16 protein-coding genes and 1 pseudogene are annotated in these 19,375 nt (G+C 73.2%); 9 read left to right on the top strand and 8 right to left on the bottom strand.

Features of this window, described 5'->3' with window-relative positions; genetic code table 11:
* Nucleotides 1-34: 34 nt before the first annotated feature.
* Both ACQB60_RS42915 and ACQB60_RS42920 read right to left on the bottom strand, forming a co-directional pair.
* Nucleotides 35-1,360 carry a peptide MFS transporter gene (locus ACQB60_RS42915; RefSeq protein WP_496931528.1) on the bottom strand — a complete coding sequence of 442 codons (1,326 nt, stop codon included), beginning with the start codon at nucleotides 1,358-1,360 and terminating at the stop codon, nucleotides 35-37.
* A 317-nt stretch (nucleotides 1,361-1,677) separates the two neighbouring features.
* A complete protein-coding gene (locus ACQB60_RS42920; protein ID WP_496931529.1) occupies nucleotides 1,678-2,178 on the bottom strand; it encodes a cupin domain-containing protein in 501 nt (166 codons plus the stop codon).
* 121 nt (nucleotides 2,179-2,299) lie between these two features.
* Between ACQB60_RS42920 and ACQB60_RS42925 the strand changes: the two genes are divergently transcribed.
* Nucleotides 2,300-2,797, top strand: coding sequence for a MarR family winged helix-turn-helix transcriptional regulator (locus ACQB60_RS42925; protein WP_496931560.1), 498 nt, complete (start codon nucleotides 2,300-2,302; stop codon nucleotides 2,795-2,797).
* On the opposite strand, the gene ACQB60_RS42930 is transcribed toward ACQB60_RS42925, so the two are convergent.
* The gene (locus ACQB60_RS42930) at nucleotides 2,787-3,734 is read right to left on the bottom strand and encodes an alpha/beta fold hydrolase (RefSeq protein ID WP_496931530.1); all 948 of its coding nucleotides are present in this window, start codon (nucleotides 3,732-3,734) and stop codon (nucleotides 2,787-2,789) included. The two genes, ACQB60_RS42925 and ACQB60_RS42930, sit on opposite strands and share 11 nt — an antisense overlap.
* Nucleotides 3,735-3,867: 133 nt before the next feature.
* Here ACQB60_RS42930 and ACQB60_RS42935 point away from each other — a divergent pair, with 133 nt between their 5' ends.
* Nucleotides 3,868-6,348, top strand: coding sequence for an AfsR/SARP family transcriptional regulator (locus tag ACQB60_RS42935; protein ID WP_496931531.1), 2,481 nt, complete (start codon nucleotides 3,868-3,870; stop codon nucleotides 6,346-6,348).
* Between the two features lie 61 nt (nucleotides 6,349-6,409).
* Here ACQB60_RS42935 and ACQB60_RS42940 read toward each other — a convergent pair whose 3' ends face one another.
* Both ACQB60_RS42940 and ACQB60_RS42945 read right to left on the bottom strand, forming a co-directional pair.
* A complete protein-coding gene (locus tag ACQB60_RS42940) occupies nucleotides 6,410-7,954 on the bottom strand; it encodes an MFS transporter (RefSeq protein WP_496931532.1) in 1,545 nt (514 codons plus the stop codon).
* 161 nt (nucleotides 7,955-8,115) lie between these two features.
* Nucleotides 8,116-10,059: an isocitrate lyase/PEP mutase family protein gene (locus ACQB60_RS42945; protein ID WP_496931533.1), complete on the bottom strand. Its 1,944-nt coding sequence runs from the start codon at nucleotides 10,057-10,059 to the stop codon at nucleotides 8,116-8,118.
* A gap of 64 nt (nucleotides 10,060-10,123) precedes the next feature.
* On the opposite strand from ACQB60_RS42945, the gene ACQB60_RS42950 reads away from it, so the two are divergent.
* Both ACQB60_RS42950 and ACQB60_RS42955 read left to right on the top strand, forming a co-directional pair.
* A complete protein-coding gene (locus ACQB60_RS42950) occupies nucleotides 10,124-10,846 on the top strand; it encodes an ArsR/SmtB family transcription factor (protein WP_496931534.1) in 723 nt (240 codons plus the stop codon).
* Nucleotides 10,847-10,982: 136 nt separating this feature from the next.
* Nucleotides 10,983-11,519 (top strand): response regulator, encoded by a 537-nt coding sequence (locus ACQB60_RS42955; RefSeq protein WP_496931535.1) that lies wholly within the window; start codon nucleotides 10,983-10,985, stop codon nucleotides 11,517-11,519.
* 190 nt (nucleotides 11,520-11,709) lie between these two features.
* Here the strand turns inward: ACQB60_RS42955 and ACQB60_RS42960 are convergent, their stop codons facing one another.
* Nucleotides 11,710-12,375, bottom strand: a complete 666-nt coding sequence (locus ACQB60_RS42960; RefSeq protein ID WP_496931536.1) for a TetR/AcrR family transcriptional regulator — start codon at nucleotides 12,373-12,375, stop codon at nucleotides 11,710-11,712.
* A gap of 104 nt (nucleotides 12,376-12,479) precedes the next feature.
* Here ACQB60_RS42960 and ACQB60_RS42965 point away from each other — a divergent pair, with 104 nt between their 5' ends.
* From ACQB60_RS42965 to ACQB60_RS42985, 5 genes and pseudogenes are all read left to right on the top strand, one after another.
* Nucleotides 12,480-13,418, top strand: coding sequence for an alpha/beta fold hydrolase (locus ACQB60_RS42965; RefSeq protein ID WP_496931537.1), 939 nt, complete (start codon nucleotides 12,480-12,482; stop codon nucleotides 13,416-13,418).
* Nucleotides 13,415-14,380 carry an SDR family oxidoreductase gene (locus tag ACQB60_RS42970; protein WP_496931538.1) on the top strand — a complete coding sequence of 322 codons (966 nt, stop codon included), beginning with the start codon at nucleotides 13,415-13,417 and terminating at the stop codon, nucleotides 14,378-14,380. Before ACQB60_RS42965 ends, ACQB60_RS42970 begins: the two co-directional genes overlap by 4 nt.
* A gap of 161 nt (nucleotides 14,381-14,541) precedes the next feature.
* A pseudogene (locus ACQB60_RS42975) lies at nucleotides 14,542-15,102 on the top strand (carboxymuconolactone decarboxylase family protein); the annotation flags it as partial.
* 115 nt (nucleotides 15,103-15,217) lie between these two features.
* Complete coding sequence (locus ACQB60_RS42980) at nucleotides 15,218-15,841, top strand: hypothetical protein (protein ID WP_496931539.1); 624 nt, start codon at nucleotides 15,218-15,220, stop codon at nucleotides 15,839-15,841.
* A gap of 68 nt (nucleotides 15,842-15,909) precedes the next feature.
* Nucleotides 15,910-16,341 carry an SDR family NAD(P)-dependent oxidoreductase gene (locus ACQB60_RS42985; protein ID WP_496931540.1) on the top strand — a complete coding sequence of 144 codons (432 nt, stop codon included), beginning with the start codon at nucleotides 15,910-15,912 and terminating at the stop codon, nucleotides 16,339-16,341.
* Between the two features lie 209 nt (nucleotides 16,342-16,550).
* Here ACQB60_RS42985 and ACQB60_RS42990 read toward each other — a convergent pair whose 3' ends face one another.
* Both ACQB60_RS42990 and ACQB60_RS42995 read right to left on the bottom strand, forming a co-directional pair.
* Nucleotides 16,551-17,120, bottom strand: coding sequence for a hypothetical protein (locus ACQB60_RS42990; protein ID WP_496931541.1), 570 nt, complete (start codon nucleotides 17,118-17,120; stop codon nucleotides 16,551-16,553).
* 123 nt (nucleotides 17,121-17,243) lie between these two features.
* Entirely contained in the window at nucleotides 17,244-19,358 is a 2,115-nt protein-coding gene (locus ACQB60_RS42995; RefSeq protein ID WP_496931542.1) for a hypothetical protein, read from the bottom strand.
* Nucleotides 19,359-19,375 lie beyond the last annotated feature (17 nt).

Raw genomic sequence — 19,375 nt, forward strand, 5'->3', positions numbered from 1 at the left:
GCTGTTCTCGGCGCTTCTGTTCTTGCTGTTCCCGCTACTCCTGGATCAGCGCCCGGATCCGCGGCGTGCCCGCCGCCATCGCGGCCGCCGCGACCACCGCGAGCGAGCCCAGCGTGAGGTAGAGCGTCGCGCCGGTCAGGTGCGAGGCGACCTGGCTGCCGATCGCGTCGCCCGTGGAGGCGGACAGGAAGAACAGGCCGGCGAGCTGCGAACCCATGCCCGCGGGCGCCAGCTTGTGGCTGATCGACAGGCCGGTCGGGCTGAGGAACAGCTCGCCCAGGGTCTGCAGGAAGTACAGGCCCACGAGCCAGAGGATGGACACCCGCACGGTTCCCGTCGCCTGCGTGGCCGCGATGGCGAGGAACAGGAACGAGGCGCCGCACAGGGCGAGGCCGGTGGAGAACTTCGCCGGGGCCGAGACGCTGAACCGCCGCCACACCGCCGCGAGCACGCCCGCGAACAGCACGATCATCAGCGGGTTGAGCGCGGCCTGCCAGGTGTCGGGGAGCCCCATCATGTCGACGTGGTCCGCCGCGAAGAGCTGCACGTTCGAGGCCGCCAGGTCGAAGATGGCCCAGAAGAGGACCGCCGAGGCGAACAGCCAGACGTACGCGCGGACTCCGGAGCGGCCGCGCTCGTCGAGGCCCTTCGTGCGGAAGAGCTTCGTGAAGTAGAAGACGGGCGCGGCGACCGCCAGGACCGAGAAGGCGGTCAGCGAGTGCGACAGCGTCAGCCGGCCGGCGAGCGCCACCAGGACGACGACGGCCGCGACGACCACCGAGCCGATGCCCAGGCCGCGCAGCACCCGGCTCCGCTCGTGCGCGGAGAGCGGGCGCGACGGACCGTCCTCGACGGTGCGCAGGCCGCCGCTGGCGAGGAACACGACCAGGCTGAAGGCCATGCCGACCGCGGCCGCGCCGAACGCCACCGGCCAGCCGAAGTGCACGCCGAGCCAGCCCACGAGGAGCGTCGCGAGCAGGCCGCCGATGTTGATGCTGGCGTAGAACTTGCTGTACGCGGCGTCCCGCTCCTGGTCGCTGCGGTGCCCGAAGAGCTTGCCGACGAGCGCCGTCATGTTGGGCTTCTGCAGTCCGGTGCCGAGGGCGATCAGGACGAGGCCCGTGTAGACGGTGGCCGCCCCGTGCTCGAAGGCGAGCGCGATGTGGCCGAGGAGGATGACGACGCCGCCGAGCACGGCCGCGCGGCGCGCGCCGAGGACGCGGTCAGCGACCCAGCCGCCGGGCAGGGCGGTGAAGTAGCAGGCCGACAGGTACGCGCCGACGAGCGCGGTGGCGGTGGCCGGGCTCATGCCGAGGCCGTTCGCGGTGTCGACGAGGAAGAGGGCGAGAACCGCCCTCATGCCGTAGAAGGACCGCTAAGGAGAACCGCTCGGCTGCTTCGCTCAGGCACAGCGGCAGCAGACCCCGGATGGGGGCGCGGTTCTCTGCGATCACCTCCGATCGCGGACTGGCAGGTGGAGCGGTGGAGGGCATAAGAAAGGACTGCCTATTCGAGTGCAGGTTACATCTACTGTCCTCCACGGTACGGCGCGCGCATGCGGTGCTCCCAGGGGCGTTGGGCCCGCGGACGCGGGGCGAAGATCCCGCCTTCCGGTGGCAGGTGCGGCAGCCGGTGCGGCAGCCGGTGCGGCGACCGGCGTGATGGCCGGTGCGGTGATCAGTGGGGTGCGCGGGCCCGCTTCCAGGCCGGGCTCTCCAGGAAGAAGTTGTCGAAGCGCTCCTGAGAGTCCAGGACCTCCTGGATGTCGGCCGTGCCCTTGCGGACCCGGTCGAGGAGCCGGAAGTACTCGAAGCGCTCCACGCCGGGCGTGATGACGATGAGTACGTCGGCGTCGGACCCCGGCTCGGCGGCGAAGGCGTGCGGCATCCCCGCCGGGACGACGAGGAAGTCCCCCTTGTCCGCGGTGACCACGTCGTCGCCCGCGAGCGCCTGCAGCCGCCCGTCCAGGACGAAGAAGAGCTCGGACGCGGTCGTGTGGTGGTGCGGCGCCGCCCCGTCGGCGCCCCCGGTGAGGGTCACGCGCTGCGCGCTCAGGGCGCCGCCGGTGGTGCTGGAATCGGCGAAGAGCCGCACGGTGCTGTGCGCCCCGCCCAGCGTCTCGGCCTCGGCCTCGCGCACGAAGATTCCCTGCCGGTTCCCGGGCGTGATCAAGGACACGGCTCTCCCCTTTGCTTTCGCGTCGTCCTGCTTGCCTCGCACCTAGTTCTGCGCCAGATAGTACGGCATCTAATTATCTTGCGTCGAATAAGCTGGGTGCGTGACGGAAGAGCGGAACGACATGACGGAAGGCCGGGACGCGGTCGACGCGATCATCGACCAGTGGCGGGCCGAGCGGCCGGACCTCGATCTCGCGGCGATGGGAACCTTCGGACGGCTGGGGCAGCTGGCGCTGCTGCTGGCCCCCGCCATGGAGGAGGTGTTCGTCCAACACGGCCTGCGCCGGGGCGAGTTCGACGTACTGGCGGCGCTGCGCCGCTCCGGCCCGCCGTACACCCTGATCCCCTCCGCGCTGTCGAAGACCCTGATGCTGTCCCGGGCGGGCATGACCAACCGGCTCGACCGGCTCGAGGCGGCCGGGCTCGTCGAGCGCCGCCTCGACCCCGCCGACCGCCGCAGCTTCCAGGTCGCGCTCACGGAGCACGGCCACGAGGTCGTCGACGCCGCAGTCACCGACCACGCCGCCAACGAGACCCGGCTCCTCGCCCCCCTCACGCCCGCCGAGCGCGAGACCCTCGACCACGCCCTGCGCACGCTGCTCCGCACCGTCAGCGGGTGAGCAACTCCCGTACGGCGGAGCTCACTTCCTCCGGAGCCTCCTCGGCCATGAAGTGACCGCAGGAGACGGTGGCGTGCCGCAGGTCCGGCGCCCAGGCGCGCCACAGCTCCGCGGCGTCGAAGCCGAGGGCGGCGCCCCAGTCCTGCTGCAGCACGCTGACGGGCATGGCGAGCCGGCGGCCCGCGGCGCGGTCGGCCCGGTCGTGCTCGACGTCGATGCCGGCGGAGGCCCGTACGTCCGCGACGATCGACGGCACCGCCGCGCGCGACGCGGCCAGATAGGCGGCGCGCACGTCGGCGGGGATCGCCGCGGGGTCGCGCGCCCAGACGTCGAGGAAGTGACCGAAGAACACGTCGGGGCACGCACCGATCAACTGCTCCGGCAGGCCCGGCGGTTGGGCCATCAGGAACAGATGGAAGGCCACGGCGGCGGTGGTGCCGCGCAGCACGTCCCACGAGTCGAGCGTCGGCAGGACGTCGAGGGACGCGAGGTGCGTGACGGCCTCCGGGTGGTCGAGCCCGGCGCGGATCGCGACGAGGGCGCCCCGGTCGTGCCCGACCAGCGCGAACCGCTCGTGCCCCAGCGTGCGGGCGAGCGCGACGACGTCGGCGGCCATGGTGCGCTTGGAGTAGGTGGCCGCGCCGCTGGCGGCGGGCTTGTCGCTGGCGCCGTAGCCGCGCAGGTCGGGGCAGATCACGGTGTGCTCGGCGGCCAGCTCGACGGCGACGTGCCGCCACATGAGGTGGGTCTGCGGGAAGCCGTGGAGCAGGACGACGGGGGTGCCGGAGCCGCCGACGGCGACGTTGAGGCGGACGCCGTCGGCTCCGGGGACGTGGCGGTAGGTGAAGCCGGGAATGGCGGGAGCGGCAGGGGCAGAGGGAGTGGCGGGAACGGCGGGAATCGTGGGAACGGCGGGGGCAAGGGTGGGGTCAGTCATGGTGGGCCTTCCGGAACCGGGGACCGGGGGCCGTGTCTCGGGCCCCTGTGCCGTCGAGACTGCCGCCCGCGAATCAGCAGCCGATCAGCACGTACGGTGGCCGGTGAGCGCAGGAGCGACGCGAGAGGCGGCCATGGGCCAGGTCAGGTTCGGTGTGCTGGGGCCGGTGGCCGCGGTGGCCGCGGTGGCTGCCCAGGACGGCGTGGACGGCTCGGACTGCGTGGACGCCTCGGACTGCGTGGACGGCGCGGGCGGCTCGGACGGATTGGACGCCCCGGCCGACGGGGGCGGATGGTCGGGCGGGGCTCCGATCGCGCTGAAAGGGCGACGGCACCGGGCCGTCCTCGCCCGTCTGATCGTCGCCCGCCGCCGTGTCGTACCGGTGACCCGCCTGGTCGAGGACCTGTGGGAGGAGCCGCCGCCGCGCGCCGTGGGCGCGGTGCGGACCTTCGTGGCCGACCTGCGCCGGGCCCTGGAGCCCGACCGGCCGCGCCGGGCGCCCGCGCGGCTGCTCGTGACGGAGGGCCCGGGGTACGCGCTGCGCGCTGCGCACCCGGACGCGGTCGACGCCTGGCACTTCGAGGCCGCGGTCACGCAGGCGCCCCGGCTCGCGCCCGCGACGGCGCTCCGGCGCCTCGACGATGCCCTGGCCCTGTGGCGCGGCCCGGCCTACGCGGAGTTCGCGGAGGAGGACTGGGCGCGCGGGGAGCGGTCCCGCCTCGCCGAGCTGCGGCTGCAGGCGGGGGAGCGGCGGGCCGAGGCCCTGCTCGCCCTCGGCCGCTCCGCGGAGGCGGTGCCCGACCTGGACGTGCACGTCGTCGAGCACCCCTGGCGCGAGGACGGCTGGCGCCTCCTCGCGCTCGCGCTGTACCGGGAGGGCCGCCAGGGCGACGCCCTCGCGGTCCTGCGCCGGGCGCGGGCGACACTGATCGAGCAACTGGGGGTGGATCCGGGCCCCGCGCTGCGCCGCATGGAGGCGTCAATCCTGGCCCAGGACCCAGCACTTGCCCCGGCTCCTGCTCCCGCCTCGGCTTCCGCTCCGGCTCCGGCTCCGGCGTCTGCTTCTGCCCCGGCTTCGGCTTCGGCTCCGGCGTCCGCTTCCGCCCCGGCTTCGGCTTCAGCGTCCGTTTCCGCCGCGGCTCCTGCTCCCGCTTCCGCTCCGGCTCCGGCTTCCGCCCCCGCTCCCGCCTCGGCTTCCGCCCCCGCCCCGGCTCCCGCTTCCGCTCCGGCTTCGGCGTCTGCTTCCGCCCCGGCTTCGGCTTCGGCTCCGGCGTCTGCTTCTGCCCCGGCTCCGGTTCCGGCTTCCGCCCCGGCTCCCGCTTCCGCTCCGGCTCCGGCGTCTGCTCCCGCCCCCGCCTCCACTCCAGCCCTCGCCCCCGCCCAGCTCTGGACCCAGGCGGCCGCCGCCTACGACCGCGTCGTCTCCGGCGGCGCCCGTGCTCGCCTCGAGTCGACGGTCGGGCTGCTGCGTACGCTCGCGGTGACCGGGCCGGACGGCCTGGAGGCCGCTCGGAAGCAGCGGATGGCGGCCATCGCGGCGGCCGAGGAACTCGGTGACCCGGAGCTGACCGCCCGCGTCATCGGCGGCTTCGACGTCCCCGCCAACTGGACCCGCAGCGACGACCCCGAGCTCGCCCGCCACATCGTTGCCGCCGCCGAACGCACCCTCGCCCGCCTGCCCGCCCCCCAATCCCACACCGACACCCGCGCCCAGGGCCACACCCACGCCCACGCCGTCACTCCCGTCGACGCCGCGCGCTGCCGTCTGCTCGCCACCGTCGCCCTGGAGACCCGGGGCCTGCGCACCACCCGCGGACCCGAGGCCGCCCGCGAGGCGGAGCTGATCGCGCGCCGCCTCGACGACCCCGCGTTGCTCGCCTTCGCCCTCAACGGCAGCTACATGCAGTCCTGCACGAGGGCGGGCGGCGCACCCCGGCGCGACGCGATCGGCGCCGAACTCGTCGAACTGGCCGCCCGCCACGGCCTGGTGACCTACGAGGTGCTCGGTCATCTCGTCCGACTCCAAGCCTGCGCGGCCCTCGCGGACTTCCCGCGCGCCGACGAACACGCCACCAGGGCACAGCAGTTGGCGGACCGTCATGAACTGCCCCTCGTAGGCGTGTTCACGCAGTGGTACGAGGTGCTGAAGCTGGCCGCGTCGGGCGAGGCGGAGGAGGCGGGAGAGCGGGTCGAGGCCGCGTACCGAAGTGCCGCCGTGCGCCTGGACGGCGCCGGGATGCCCGGCGTACGGACGGGGCTGCTGCCCCTCGCGCTCCTCGGGCTGCGGCTCGCCCACGGCCGCCCGCCCCGGGTCGACCTGGACCAGGACTGGGGGCCGTACCGGCCCTGGGCCGAGGCGCTCGCTCTGGCCGGGGCGGGGCGGCGCGATGCCGCACGCGCGGCCCTGCGCCGACTCCCGGAGCCGCCGCCCGACCTCCTCTACGAAGCCCTGTGCTGTCTCACCGTCGAAGCCGCTCTGCGCGCCGACGACACCGCGGCCTTGGAGCGGGCCAGGGCCCGGCTGCGCCCTGCGGCCGCCGAACTCGCGGGCGCGGCCAGCGGAATGCTGACCTTCGGCCCCGTCGCGCGCTACCTCACGGACAGCGAGGACTGACAGCGAGGACTGACAGGGGGAGGGCCGGCAGGGGGACTGGCAGTGGGGAGCCCGGCCCGGGTCAGACGCCGCTCACGTCCGGCACGGGGGCGTGCTTGGGTGCACCGGCCGTCACCATCAGCGCGGCCACCACGGCGCCGAGGAACATGAACCCGGCGGCCCACCAGATGGCCACCGTGAAGCCGTGCACCATGCCTTCGTTGGCGACCAGGGCCTTCTGGGCCGGGTCGCGCAGATGAGAGGCGACGTAGGTGGTGGCGGTAGTGGTCGCGATGGTGTTGAGCAGGGCCGTGCCGATCGAACCGCCCACCTGCTGGAAGGTGTTGACCGTCGCGGAGGTGACGCCCGCGTCCCTCGGGGCGACCCCGTCCGTGGCGGTCGCGAAGACCGGCATGAAGGTCAGGCCCATGCCGAGGCCCAACACCACGATCGCGGGCAGGACGTGGGTGGCGTACTCGGAGTTCACCGTGATGCGGGTCAGCAGGATCATGCCGAGCGTGGCGAGGAGCATGCCGGGGGCCATCAGATAGCGCGGCGGGGTGTGCGGCAGCAGCCGGGCCGATATCTGGGTCGAGCCGATGATGATCGCGGCCGTCATCGGGAGATAGGCGAGCCCGGTCTTCACGGGCGAGTACTCCAGGGTGACCTGGAGGTAGTACGTGAGGAACAGGAACACCCCGAACATGCCGATGGTCGCGAGGCCCATCGTCGTGAACGACCCCAGGCGGTTGCGGTTCTTGATGATGTGCAGGGGCAGCAGCGGGCTGGCCGCGCGCGACTGCCACCACACGAAGGCCACGAGCAGCACGGCACCGGCGCACAGCAGCGTGAGGACCAGGCCGTCGCTCCAGCCCCGCGGCTCGGCCTCGCTGAACCCGTACACGATCGCGACGAGCCCGCCGCAGCCGAGCAGGACGCCGGGGACGTCCAGGGCCGCGTCGCGGTGGCCCGGCAGGTCGTGCAGGAGGGCCATGGCGCCGAAGAACGCGAGGAGGGCGATGGGGATGTTCACGTACAGGCACCAGCGCCAGTCCAGGTACTCGGTGAGCAGCCCGCCCGCGATCAGCCCGATCGCGCTGCCGCCGCCCGCGAGGGCGCCGTAGATCCCGAAGGCTTTGCCGCGCTCCTTGGGGTCGGTGAACGTCGTGGTCAGCAGGGACAGCGCGGACGGCGCCAGGATCGCCGCGAACACGCCCTGGAGGGCGCGGGCGCCGAAGAGCATGCCGGAGTTGGCCGCGGCACCGCCGAGCGCGGAGGCGGCGGCGAAGCCGACGAGGCCGATGAGGAAGGTCCTCTTGCGGCCCACGAGGTCGGCGACGCGCCCGCCGAGCAGCAGCAGCCCGCCGAAGGCGAGCGTGTACGCGGTGATCACCCACTGCCGGTTGCCGTCGGACATGCCGAGGGCGCGCTGGGCGGAGGGCAGGGCGATGTTCACGATCGTGGCGTCCAGGACGACCATGAGCTGGGCCATGGCGATCACGACCAGCGCCCACCAGCGTCTGGGGTCCTCCCCGGGGCTGCCCTGTCGCTGCGCGGCCGCGGCGCCGACCGTCCGGCCGCCGGATTCCATGCCGTCCGGGGCCGGGTGTCCGTCGCTCGCACTCATGGGTACCAGTGTGGGTGGGGCCGGCGGATTCCGCCTTTTGGGCGACTTTGTCATTGGTTGCGATGACCGGGTGTTGCCGTCAGCACCAGCACTGCGGCTTCAGCGCCAGCACTGCGGCTTCAGCCCCTGCACTGCGGCTTCAGCCCCTGCACTGCGCGGCTTCAGCTCCTGCGCTTCGTCGTCAGCTCCTGCACTTCGTCGTACGTGAAGGGGCGCGGGCCCTCGGGGAGGGCGTGCCCGTCGCGGACGGCGGTCGCGGTGCTGACCGCTGCGGCCAGGGCGGACCGGTACAGGAGCGAGCCGAGGCTGACCCGGCGGACGCCGAGGGCGGACAGTTCGGCGAGGGTGGGCCCGGCCGGGGTGTGGAGGACGTTGAGCGGGACGAGGACGGTGGCGGCGAGCGCGGCGATGCCCTCCCGGTCCGCGAGGCCGGGCACGAACACCCCGTCGGCACCGGCCTGTTCATAGCGGGCGAGGCGCGCGGCCGTCTCGTCCTGCCGCAGGCCCAGCCAGTGGGTGTCGGTACGGGCGTTCACGAACAGCCCGGGAACGGCGGCCTTGACGGCCTCGATCTTCGCGGCGTGCAGCTCGGCGGGTGCGAGGGAGCCGTCGGAACGGCCGTCCTCGAGGTTGATCCCCGCGGCCCCCGCTTCGTGCAACGCGCTTGCCAGGGCGGCCACTTCAGCCGCGTCGTCACTGAAGCCGCCTTCGACGTCGACACTGAAGAGAAACGCGCCGCGCCGCCCGAGCCGCCGGGCCAGGTCCAGCGTCGCGTCCGCCGCCGCGCCCGCCCCGTCCGGGACCCCGGCGGCCGCGGCCACGCCGAGGCTGGTGGTGCCGACGGCCGCGAACCCCTCGGCCGCGAGCGCGGCGGCGGAGGCGTGGTCCCACGCGTTGGGCAGGAGCAGCGGTGTGGCCTGGTGGTGCAGCCGGGCGAAGGCGGACAGCGGCCGCTTCCGCAGGCCCTCCGAAAGGGCCAGGGCGTGGGCACGGCCGGGGCAGACGCGGGGCGCGGCGCCGAAGGTGAGGGGTGCGGGGTGCGTGCGGTGAGCGGTGGCGACGTGCAGCAGTACGAGGTCGCCCGGGGCGATGCGGCGCCCCGCGACCCGGGTGGGCCGGACGGCCACGCGCCGCATGGTCCGCAGGGGCGGGCGCTGCCGCAGCACCCTCGCGAGGGGCGCGCCGACGTCGTCACCGGCGGTGGCGGCGTCGACGAGTGACGCGGTGGCGTCGCATGCCTGGACGAGGAGGCCGATGACGTTGGCGGGGGTTTCGAGGGTGGGGTCGAGGGAGACCTCACGTGCGCTCGCCCGTGGGCCGAGGGGCGGCGCGGCCTCGTGGGCGCTTCCCCGCGCCGCATGAAGCTCGCGTCCCGAAGCGGCGTGACGCTTGTCGCCTCGCGCCGAGTCAGGTTCGCGCTTCCGTGCCTGGTCAGGTTCGCGCTTCCGTGCCTGGTCAGGTTCGCGCTTCCGTGCCTGGTCAGGTTCGCGCTTCCGTGCCTGGTCAGGTTCGCGCTCCCGCGCCTCGTCACGCTCGCGCTCCCGCGCCTCGTCACGCTCGCTGTCCCGCCCCGCACGGCCGGTGCCCTCAACATCCCTACCAGCGGCTGCCGTTGGCGTCAGCCTCCCCGCCAGCCTCCCCGCCAGCCTCCCCACCAGCCGCGCCACCGCCTCGTCCGCCCCCGGAACCTCCCCGCCGAAGTAGGCCCCGGCGACCGTGGCCACGTCCGCCGCCACCCCCGCCGGGTCCGGCAGGCCCAGGGCCTCGGCGAGAGTGCGCACCACGCGTACGCGGAGCGAGGACAGGTCCTCGTAGCCCGAGGGCGACCCCGGCTCCGCACCGGTCTCCGTCGCCCTCTCCCACAGCACCGCCGGTTCCAGCCGCGCCAACTCCGCCTCGACCAGGGCCCGGCGCCGCCGGTGCGGCTCCCCGTGGCTGAAGCGGGCCACCGTCGCCCGCAGCCAGGCGACGCTCGCGCCGACCTGGGCCGCCTCGCCCCGCGCGGGCGGGAGTTCGGGGACGAGCGCCGGATCGGCCAGGGCCGCCCGTACGTCCTCGTACGTGTCGAACTCGTGCACCGACTGCACTGCCTCTGCGCCATCCATGCCCCGACGCTAGGCCCGGGACTGTTCGGTCCCGGCCGAACCGTGCCGGGGGCATCATGACCGCATGTCCCCTCTCGCCGAGACCGCCGCCCTGCTCGCCGACCGCACCCGCGCCGCCTTCTGCCAGGCCCTGCTCGACGGCCGTGCCTGGACCGCGGGCGAGCTCGCCCGGTACGCGGGCGTGCGGCCCTCCACCGCGAGCGAGCACCTCTCCCGGCTGATCGCGGGCGGGCTGCTGGCCGAGGAGCGCCAGGGCAGGCACCGGTACGTCCGGCTCGCCGGGCCGGAGGCGGCCGCGCTCATCGAGGCGCTTGTCTCGTACGCGCCGGATGCGCAAGCCACGCCGGGCGTCTCGGATGGTGCCGACCGTCGACGGCCGCGGAATCTGCGGCAGTCGGGGCGGCTCAACGCCGAGGCCAGGGCGCGTACCTGCTACGACCACCTGGCCGGACGGCTCGGCGTGGCCCTGGCCGACGCGATGATCGCGAAGAGGCTCGTCGCCGACGACGCCGGGCTCGCCGTCACCCCGGCGGGGGCGGATTGGCTGGCCGATGCGCTGGGATATCGGCGTCCTGCGCGAAGCAGGCGGCCCCTGGTGCGCAGTTGCCTGGACTGGACGGAGCGGCGCCCGCACCTGGCGGGCGTCCTCGGTGCCGCGCTGTGTGCCACGGCGCTGGAGCGGAGCTGGGTGCGGCGTGTGGGCTCGGGGCGGGCGGTGCGGGTGACGCCGGAGGGGGCGGAGGCGTTCCGGGGGCTGCTGGGCGTGGAAGCGGGGGAAGAGAGCTGACCGGCGTCGGGGGTGAGGCGTAGCCGGTGGCCGGGGCGGGTAGATCCCGGGTCCGCCACGGGAGTTGGGGCAATGCGAGGCGACCCCATACCCCATGGGCGTACGGTGGACACGTGAGAGAGGGGGGCTCTAGGCCATGCCGGAAGACCCCAGGATCCTCGTCGTCGACGACCACGAGGACACCTTGTTCGCGCTGGAGAGCGCACTGGCCCCCCTCGGCCATGAGCTCGCGTGCGCGACCAGTGGCGAGGCGGCGCTCAAGGAGCTCCTGCACGGCCACGTCGGACTGATCCTGCTCGACCTGCGCATGCCCGGGATCAACGGCCTGGACGTGGTGCGCTACGCCCGCGGCCTGGAACAGACCCAGCACATCCCGATCATTCTGATCAGCGGCTTCGGGCTGACCCACGAGGAGTCGCTCTCGGCCTTCCGCCTCGGCGTGGCCGACGTCGTCATGAAGCCCGTCGACCCGTTGATCCTGCGCACCAAGGTCCGATATCTGTACGGGACTTACCACGAGGCCCAGGACCTCCGCACCGAACTGGCGGACCTGCGCACCCAGTTGGCGGCCCACGACATTCCCCCTCCCCTCGGTGGGCCCTACGAGGAGCTGGGCCTGCCGCCGACCGCGGCGCGGGACACGACGCTTCCGCCGCCGCCGGCCGCCCCGTAAGAGGGAGCGGTTGCCGTCGAGGACAGGGGCAGCCGCAACGTGAAGGCGACGCCTTGCCCGTCGGCGCCCTGCCCCACGGCGGGCGGTCCTGTGGCGGGCGGTCCCACGGCGGGCGGCCCCGCCGTGAGCGTGCCGCCGTGAGCGTGCCGCCGTGAGCGTGCCGCCGTGCGCCGTGGCGATGTCGCAGCGGTCAGGGCGCCACGGCCCGGACCAGCGCCGTCACGGACGTGGCGAGGCGCTCCGGCGTGAACGTCTCGGGCTGCTCGACCAGCAGCCGGGCGAGATGCTCGGCGTTGTCGCGCACGAGGTGGGCGACGAGTTCGACGTCGAGTGCGACGCCGGCGTGGTCGTGGTCGTGGGCGTGGGCGAGCCGGTCCTCGACGACGGCGAGGATCTGGCGGCGCACCCGTTCGCGGCCCTCGCGGATGGCCTCCCGAACGGCCTCCGGCGCGCCCTCGATCGGCAGCAGCACCAGCTTGGAGATGGCGGGTTCACTCGCGACGCTCTCCAGGTAGACGGTCAGACCCGCGCCGAGCCCGGCCGCCACGCTGTCCGCCTCCCGCCCCGCCGCGAGAGCCTTGGTGACACGCTCCTGGGTGACCTCCTGCGCCCGCAGCAGCACGGCGCGCTGAAGTCCCGCCTGTGACGCGAAGATCGCATAGCTCACGGACTTGGCCACCCCGGCCTCGGCGGCGACGCGCTCCATCGTCATCCCCCGCCAGCCGTGCTCCGCGATCAGCCGGGCCGCCGCGTCGAGGATCTGCGCGCGGCGGAGCTCGCGGGGCTGGCGCGGGGCGTAGCGGCGTCGCGGGGCGTCGGGGGCTGCCGAAGAACGCGCTGAACTTGATGCAGTCACCCCGCGATTGTAAGCAGCGAGTGTACCCAGGCGAATATTCCCGATGGTACATTCCGTGCCGGTGAGCGCACGAGCGCGTGCCGAGGCGACCGGAGGGCGGCCCCATGAACTGGTTCGAGTTCGACGGCATACGCGTCTGGTACGAGCGCAGGGGCAGCGGAACCCCTCTGGTGTTCCTGCACAACGCCGGTGCCTCGCACGAACTGTGGCACCGCCAGATCGCGCACTTCGGCGAGCGGTACGACGTGATCGCCCCCGACCTCGTCGGCTACGGCCGCTCGGACCGGCGGCCCGACGACCCCCACGACCAGGGCCTGTACCTGCGCATGCTGGAGCACCTGGTCGACGAACTCGGTCTGAAACAGGTCGTGTTGGTCGGCAACTGCATCGGCAGTGCCACGTCGGTGCGTTACGCCGAGCGGCACCCCGGGCGGGTGAAGGCCCTCGTGCTCATCAACGTCGTGACCGCCCGGATCGCCGCGGCGGGCGGACTCGGCCCGGTGATCCGGCTGCAACGGAACGCACGCCTGCGACCGCTGCTGCGCCGCGTCGCCGGTCTCCGGCTGCCGTGGCGGCTCCAAGCCCCCGTATTCCGGCGGCTGTTGTTCGGTCGCGGCGGCGACCGGGCGTTCATGGGGCGTCTGTCCGCCCTCTACCGCGACCCCGGCCAGACGGTGTCACTGGTCAAACTCGGCGAGGACATCGGCACGTTCGGGCCGCTGGAGCGCTCGCGCGCGCTCGCCGGCCTGCCGATCTGCGTGCTCCACGGCGAGGAGAACCGCGTCCTGCCGCTCGGCCGGGCCGCCGGGACGATCCGCGCGCTGGCGCCCGATGAGCGTCATGTCATCGCGTACGGCGGTCATGTGACGCCCACTCAGAATGCGCGGGAGGTCAACGAGATCATGGACGGCTTCCTCACCGCTCATGTCCGGGAGGTGGCCGATCCCGCCGCAGCCCGGTCTGAGATCTCCACGGACTCCACGGTCTCCACGGACTCCACTGCCTCCGGTGTCTGTGCCGCCCCCACGGGGAGCGCGTCATGACCCGGCGTGGCCGCGGCGTGCGGAGCCTCGCCGGGCGCCGCGTGTTCCTCACCGGCGCGGCGGGCGGCATCGGCCGCGCCCTCGCCGAACGGGCCGCCGCCGAAGGCGCGGTGCTGCTCCTCACGGACCGTGCCGCCGACCCCCTGGAGGACACCGTCCGGTCCGTACGGGAAGCGGGCGGCACGGTCGCGTACGCCAAGGCGGCGGACGTCGCCGCGTACGACGAGGTGCGCGCCCTGGCCGAGGAGATCCACGCCGAGGGCGGCCCGGCCGACGTCGTGATGAACGTCGCCGGGATCTCGACCTGGGGCACCGTCGAGAGGCTGGAGCACCGGCACTGGCGGGACGTCGTGGAGGTGGACCTCATGGGACCGATCCACGTGATCGAGTCCTTCCTGCCCGCGATGATCGCGGCGCGGCGGGGCGGCCACCTGGTGAACGTCTCCTCGGCCGCGGGCCTGATCGGCCTGCCCTGGCACGCCCCGTACAGCGCGGCCAAGTTCGGCCTGCGCGGCGTCAGCGAGGTGCTCCGCTTCGATCTGCGTCGGCACCGCATCGGCGTGACCCTGGTGTGCCCGGGGGCGGTGGCCACGCCGCTCGCCGACACGGTGGAGATCGTCGGCGTGGACCGCGACAGCCCGGCGGCCCGGCGGCTGCGGGCCCGCTTCCTGAAACGGGCCGCGTCCCCCGAGGAAGTAGCCACCACGATCCTCGACGGCATGCGCCGCGGCCGCTACCTCGTCCACACCTCACGCGCCATCCGCGTCCTGCACGCCCTGCAGTGCCTGGCCCCACCACTGTACGTTCTGGCCATGCGCGCCTGGAACCGGGTCGCGCAACGGGTGTTGGGGGCGGCGGTGGCCCGGCCGGGGGAGAGGGCGACCGGCTCAGCTTCTGCGGCTGGCGCTGGTTCTGGCCCCGGTCCAGGTCCTGCGGTGGCGCGGGTCAGGGGTGTTCGGTGAGGGGAGAGGGCGGCGCGGGGCCGGTGGGTGACGGACCGGTGGGTGAAGGGCCGGTGGGTGAAGGGCCGTTCGAGGGTGAGGCGAAGGGTGACGGCCCGACGGGCGGCACGTCGCCCGGCGAGGGGCGGCGCGGTGAGCGGCACGGCCTGCCGCACGGCGGCATGGCCCGCGACGAGCCGTCGACCGGTCCCGTTCCCCGTATCGCTCCCGGCACCCGAGCCGAAGTCGGCCGTCTCACCTGGCTGTTGAGCAGGGCCGCCGGGCTCGTCGGCGGCACCCGGCCGCCCGCGCTCTTCCTCGTCCTCGGCCGGCACCGCCGCCTCTTCCGTGGCTGGCTGCGCTTCGCCGGACGGCTCATGCCGCGCGGCACCCTCCCGCGCCGCGAGACCGAACTCGTCATCCTGCGCACCGCCCATCTCCGCGACTGCGCCTACGAGTTCGAGCATCACCGGCGCCTCGGCCGCCGCGCCGGAGTCACGTCCGGCGACGTCGACCGGATCCGCGCAGGGCCCGACGCCCCGGGCTGGAGCGCGCGCGAGCGGGCCCTGCTGACCGCGACCGACATGCTGCAGGACAGCCAGGACCTCGACGACGTCACCTGGCAGCGGCTGCGCGAGCACCTGGACGAGGCCGCCACCATCGAGTTCCTGCTCCTCGTCGGGCATTACCAGATGCTCGCCACGGCCATCACCACGCTGAGGCTGCCCCCGGATCCCGTACGGGCGACGCCGGGTGTCCGAGGCAAATGGCAGAGTGTTCGACATGAAGCAGCAGGAAGAGCGCGGGTCTGTTCGACTCGTCGTGGTGGACCCGGACCTCAAAGCCCAAGGTGAGCGAGTGGCGAAGCACTTGCTGGAGCCCATGGCCGCGGCCACCCGCGGGGGCCCCGACCACGCCTTGTTCGCGGACGGGGTCGCGGCCTTCCGGGCCGTGCGGGACACCCTCGCGGAGGCCGTGGCCACGGGGCCCCGCGTATGGACGCCGAACGGCCGTTGGGAACACGAGGGGCTGCGTGCCGTGGAGTTGCCCGCCACGCACACGGATCTGTTGTACGCGGTGCTGCGCACGCTCTCCGGCGCGTTGGCGGCGCCGCCGGACCCGGCGGCCGCGGCCACCGCCGCGGCCCTCCGCACCGTCGCCCCGAAACCGGCGGACTCCGACGCGGCCGTCCCCGACCCGACCGCCCCCGGCTCAGGGGATTCGCGCTCAGCGGACTCCCGCTCAGCGGACTCCCGCTCAGAAGAGTCCGCCGTCGCCCTCGTCGGCGCCCTCGCCCGCGTCCTCTCGATGGTCGACCTCACCCCCGACGCCGACACCGCCACCCTCTCCACCGCGCTGGCGGCCGCCGGCAGCGAGGACGTACGCCTGACATACCCGCAGGAAGAGGCGTGGCAGCGCCTCGCCCACCGGGTCACCGTCCTGCTCACCGAGTCGGAGCCCCTGCACCGCTTCCTGTACTGAGACGTCGTCGAGCCGCCGCGCACCTGCTCGTTGAGGGCAAAAGCGAGCAAACAAGGGAAAGGCGCCGCATGTCCCACGGCAACCCCGAGCCCCAGCCGCCTCGCCATCGCCGAGCGTTTCGCGCGCGAGGGCGCGAGGGCGCGACGGTCGTCATGTCCGACGTCGTGGACGCCAGTGCCGAGGCCGCGGAGCTGGGCGCGCACTTCGTCGCCGCCGACGTGAGCGACAAGGAGCAGGTCAAGGCGCTGATCGCACACACCGCAGCGACCTTCGGCGGCCCGGACGTCCTCGTGAACAACGCGTCCGAGCTCGGCCTGGCGGGCGACGCGGGCGTGGCCGCGTACTGCGCTTCCAAGGGCGGTGTCATCCAGCTCACCAAGGCGACCGCCATCGACGGCGGACGCCCCGCGCCCGCTGAGCCGGGCGACCACTACGCCGAGAACCACGGCTTCAGGGGACCCTTCCGCTGCACGGCAAGCGCCGCTGCGCAAGCGCGGTGACTTCACCCCGAAGAGCGTCCGCGCCGCGCTGACCGGCCTCGGTTACGCCTGTGTGGGGAGGGCGCGATGCGCGAAGCGGCCGTCGGGGCGGACGCGTTCGGCGGCTACCCCGACCACGCGGGCTGCGACGTCCCCAGCGGCGGCCACTGAACAGCCCCCGCTGACAGCCCCCAATGACAGCCCCCACTGTCGGCCCCCACTGACAGCGGTCAGTCCTCGCACCCGTCGATGTCGTCGTCGCAGCCGTCCACCGCGTCCTTCGCGAGAGTGTGCAGCCGCCACATGATGAGCCCGGTGCTGTCCTTCACCGGGTCCACGCGCGCGGTGAAGGGGCGTCCCGCGGGAACGTTGAACTGGTCCGCGTCCGCGTCCCCGCAGCCGATCCCGTACGACTGCTCCTCGCCGCCGCGGGAGAGGGTGAGCGTCACCTCCTTGATGCCCGAGGTGTCACAGGTGATGTCGAAGCGGTAGGGCCGCGCGCCCGTCGCCTGGAACTCCTTGTCCAGGCCGCTCGCCACGTACGCGCTCCCGGAGTCGACGAACTCCGGCTCCCCGCCGTCGTCGGCGGCCGAGTCCAGGGCGCGCTTCGCCCGCTGCAGCGCGTCGTCCGGCTCCCACTCGCGCCCCCCGCCCTCGCTCGGGTCGCTCTCCTCAGGGGTTGCCGACGGCCGTGCCGACGCGTCGGCCGACTCCTTGCTCCCACCGCCCCCGTCGCCGGAGCAGCCGCTCAGGAGGAGCGCCGCGGCGGCACAGAGGGGAAGGAAAAGACGTGTGCGCATATGTCCAACCGTAGATCCACACGCCGGCGGCGGAAGGCGGCCTCGCCTCCCGCCGCCGACTCGACGTACGTGTACGCATGACCACGTAGGTGTACGTACGTCCTGCGTACTGACCGACCGGCCCTAGGCGGGCGGCGGCACCAACTGGTACTCGCGGCCGAGGGCGTCGGCCTGCGTGTTGCCGTACATGGACACCTCGCCGTCGGACCAGCGCACGAAGACGTCGTCCTCCCAGAGGTTGCCGCCGAACTCGCCGGGCACGACGACCTTGGCGTGCTTCCAGGTGCCGTTCGGGCCCTTCACCTGGTTCTCCCTGCCGAGACCGTGGGCGCCGATGTCCTCGTAGATGGTGAGTTCACCGTCGGACCAGCGCACGAACAGGTCGAAGTCGGAGTTGGTGGAGCCGTCGAAGTCGCCGCCCGCGACGATGTCGGCGTGGTCCTTCCACAGCGCGTTGGGGGCGAGCAGCTGCTTCTCGGCGTGGAAGCCGCCGCCGTCGACGTCGGTGTACTTCGTGACCTCGCCGTCGACCCAGCGCACGATCAGGTCGTCGGGCCACTTGTTGCCGCCGTACTTGCCGGTGGCGATGCCCTTGGCGTACTTCCACGTGGAGCCCGCGTCGGCGATCTTGATCTCGTTCGCCGGGTGCTGGTCGGTGGAGGTCGGCAGCTTGGTGTGTTCGTCGATGTCCTTGTAGATCGTGACCTCGCCGTCGATCCACTTGACCATCAGGTCGTACGCGTTGGAGCCGGTGTAGTCGCCCGCGGTGATGACCTCCGCGTAGTCCGCCCACATCTTGTTCGGCTTGGCGAGCTGCACCTCGCACGGCTGGTCCTTGCCGCAGCCCGTGTAGAAGCCCTGCGACTGGTCGCCGGGGTACAGCGTGACCTCGCCGTCGGACCACTTGACGATCAGGTCGCCGTCCTCCGTCCTCTGGGACGAGGTGTGGAACTGCCCGGTGGCCGCGGCCTTCGCGTGGGTCCACAGGCCCGCGTTGCCCATGCCCTCGTTGCCGGACGGCGTGTCCGGCGTGTAGTCGTTCACGGCCTGGTTGTAGAGGCGCACGACATCTGCGTCGAACTGCGAGGAGTACGAGATGTTGTCGAGCTTGCCGCCGGTCTTGTACCCGCCGATGACGCCGATGACATCTCCCCGCTTGCCATCGAAGTTCCGCAGGAACGGACCACCGGAGACACCGGGCGCGAACCCGTCGCAGGCGATCTCCAGGAAGCGCTTCTGGAAGGGCTTCGTCGTCGTGGAGGGGCACACGCGCGGCGACTTGGCGTCGCCGGGGAAGCCGATCAGCGTGACGTTCTTCTGGTTCAGGTTGCCGGAGGCGGGCAGCGTGGTGAGCTCGTTGCCCATGCCTGTCGCGTTCTCCAGGAACTGCCCCTTGGAGTTGGGGCCGGTCTTGAGGAACGCGAAGTCCAGGTCGTCGGCCTTCGACGGGCCCTGCGACAGATAGCGCCCGTCGATCCAGATCTTCCCCTTCTTGATGGGGAAGATCCCGTACGGGGCGATGCCCTTGCCCTTGTGCTTCGGGTCGGCCTTCCAGCCCGGCGCGAACGCCAGGTTGCGGAACCGGTCGTTGTCGTTGAGGCAGTGAGCGGCCGAGATCACCAGGGACTTGGTGGGCGAGGCCACCGAGGAGGCGGAGCAGAACTGGTCCCGGTTGCCCGGGTCCGACTGCGGGTCGTCGTCCTGGTTGATGAGGAAGACGCCCGCCGTGGCGACGCCCTTGCTGTCGATGTGCGACGGCGACCGCAGCATGTCGCCGAGCGAGCGGGGGGTGGGGCCCGCCTGGGCGCCCTTGTCCGGGTTGGCGGGCACGGCGTCGGCGATGCGCTCCGGAGTCCAGTACGCCTCGACGCGCTTGGCCTCCGCGATCTCCTCCGGGGTGGCCTTGAGCCCGTCGTCCGGGGTCGGTCGGGCGGTGGCGCTCGCGTCGGGGGACGGGACCGCGTCGGGGGACGGGGTCGTCTCGGGGGACGGGATCGCGTCGGGCGTGGCGCTCGGCTTCGAACTCGCCTTGTGCGGGGCGGGAGTCGGAGTGCCGGTGCCGGTGCCGGTGCCGGTGGCGGTGGGTGCCTCCGTCGCCCTCGTGCCGGGGGACGCGATGGGGGAGGGCTCGCCCGGCGTGGGTGCGGCGAGCGCCGCACCGGGAGACGCGAGCAGTACGGCTGCCGCGGCCGCGCCGAGCGCGGCGGTACGCACGGCAGTGCGTATTCGGTTGTTCATGAAGAGCTTTCGATGTG

The sequence above is a fragment of the Streptomyces odontotermitis genome, from assembly GCF_050510915.1.
GTDB lineage: Bacteria > Actinomycetota > Actinomycetes > Streptomycetales > Streptomycetaceae > Streptomyces.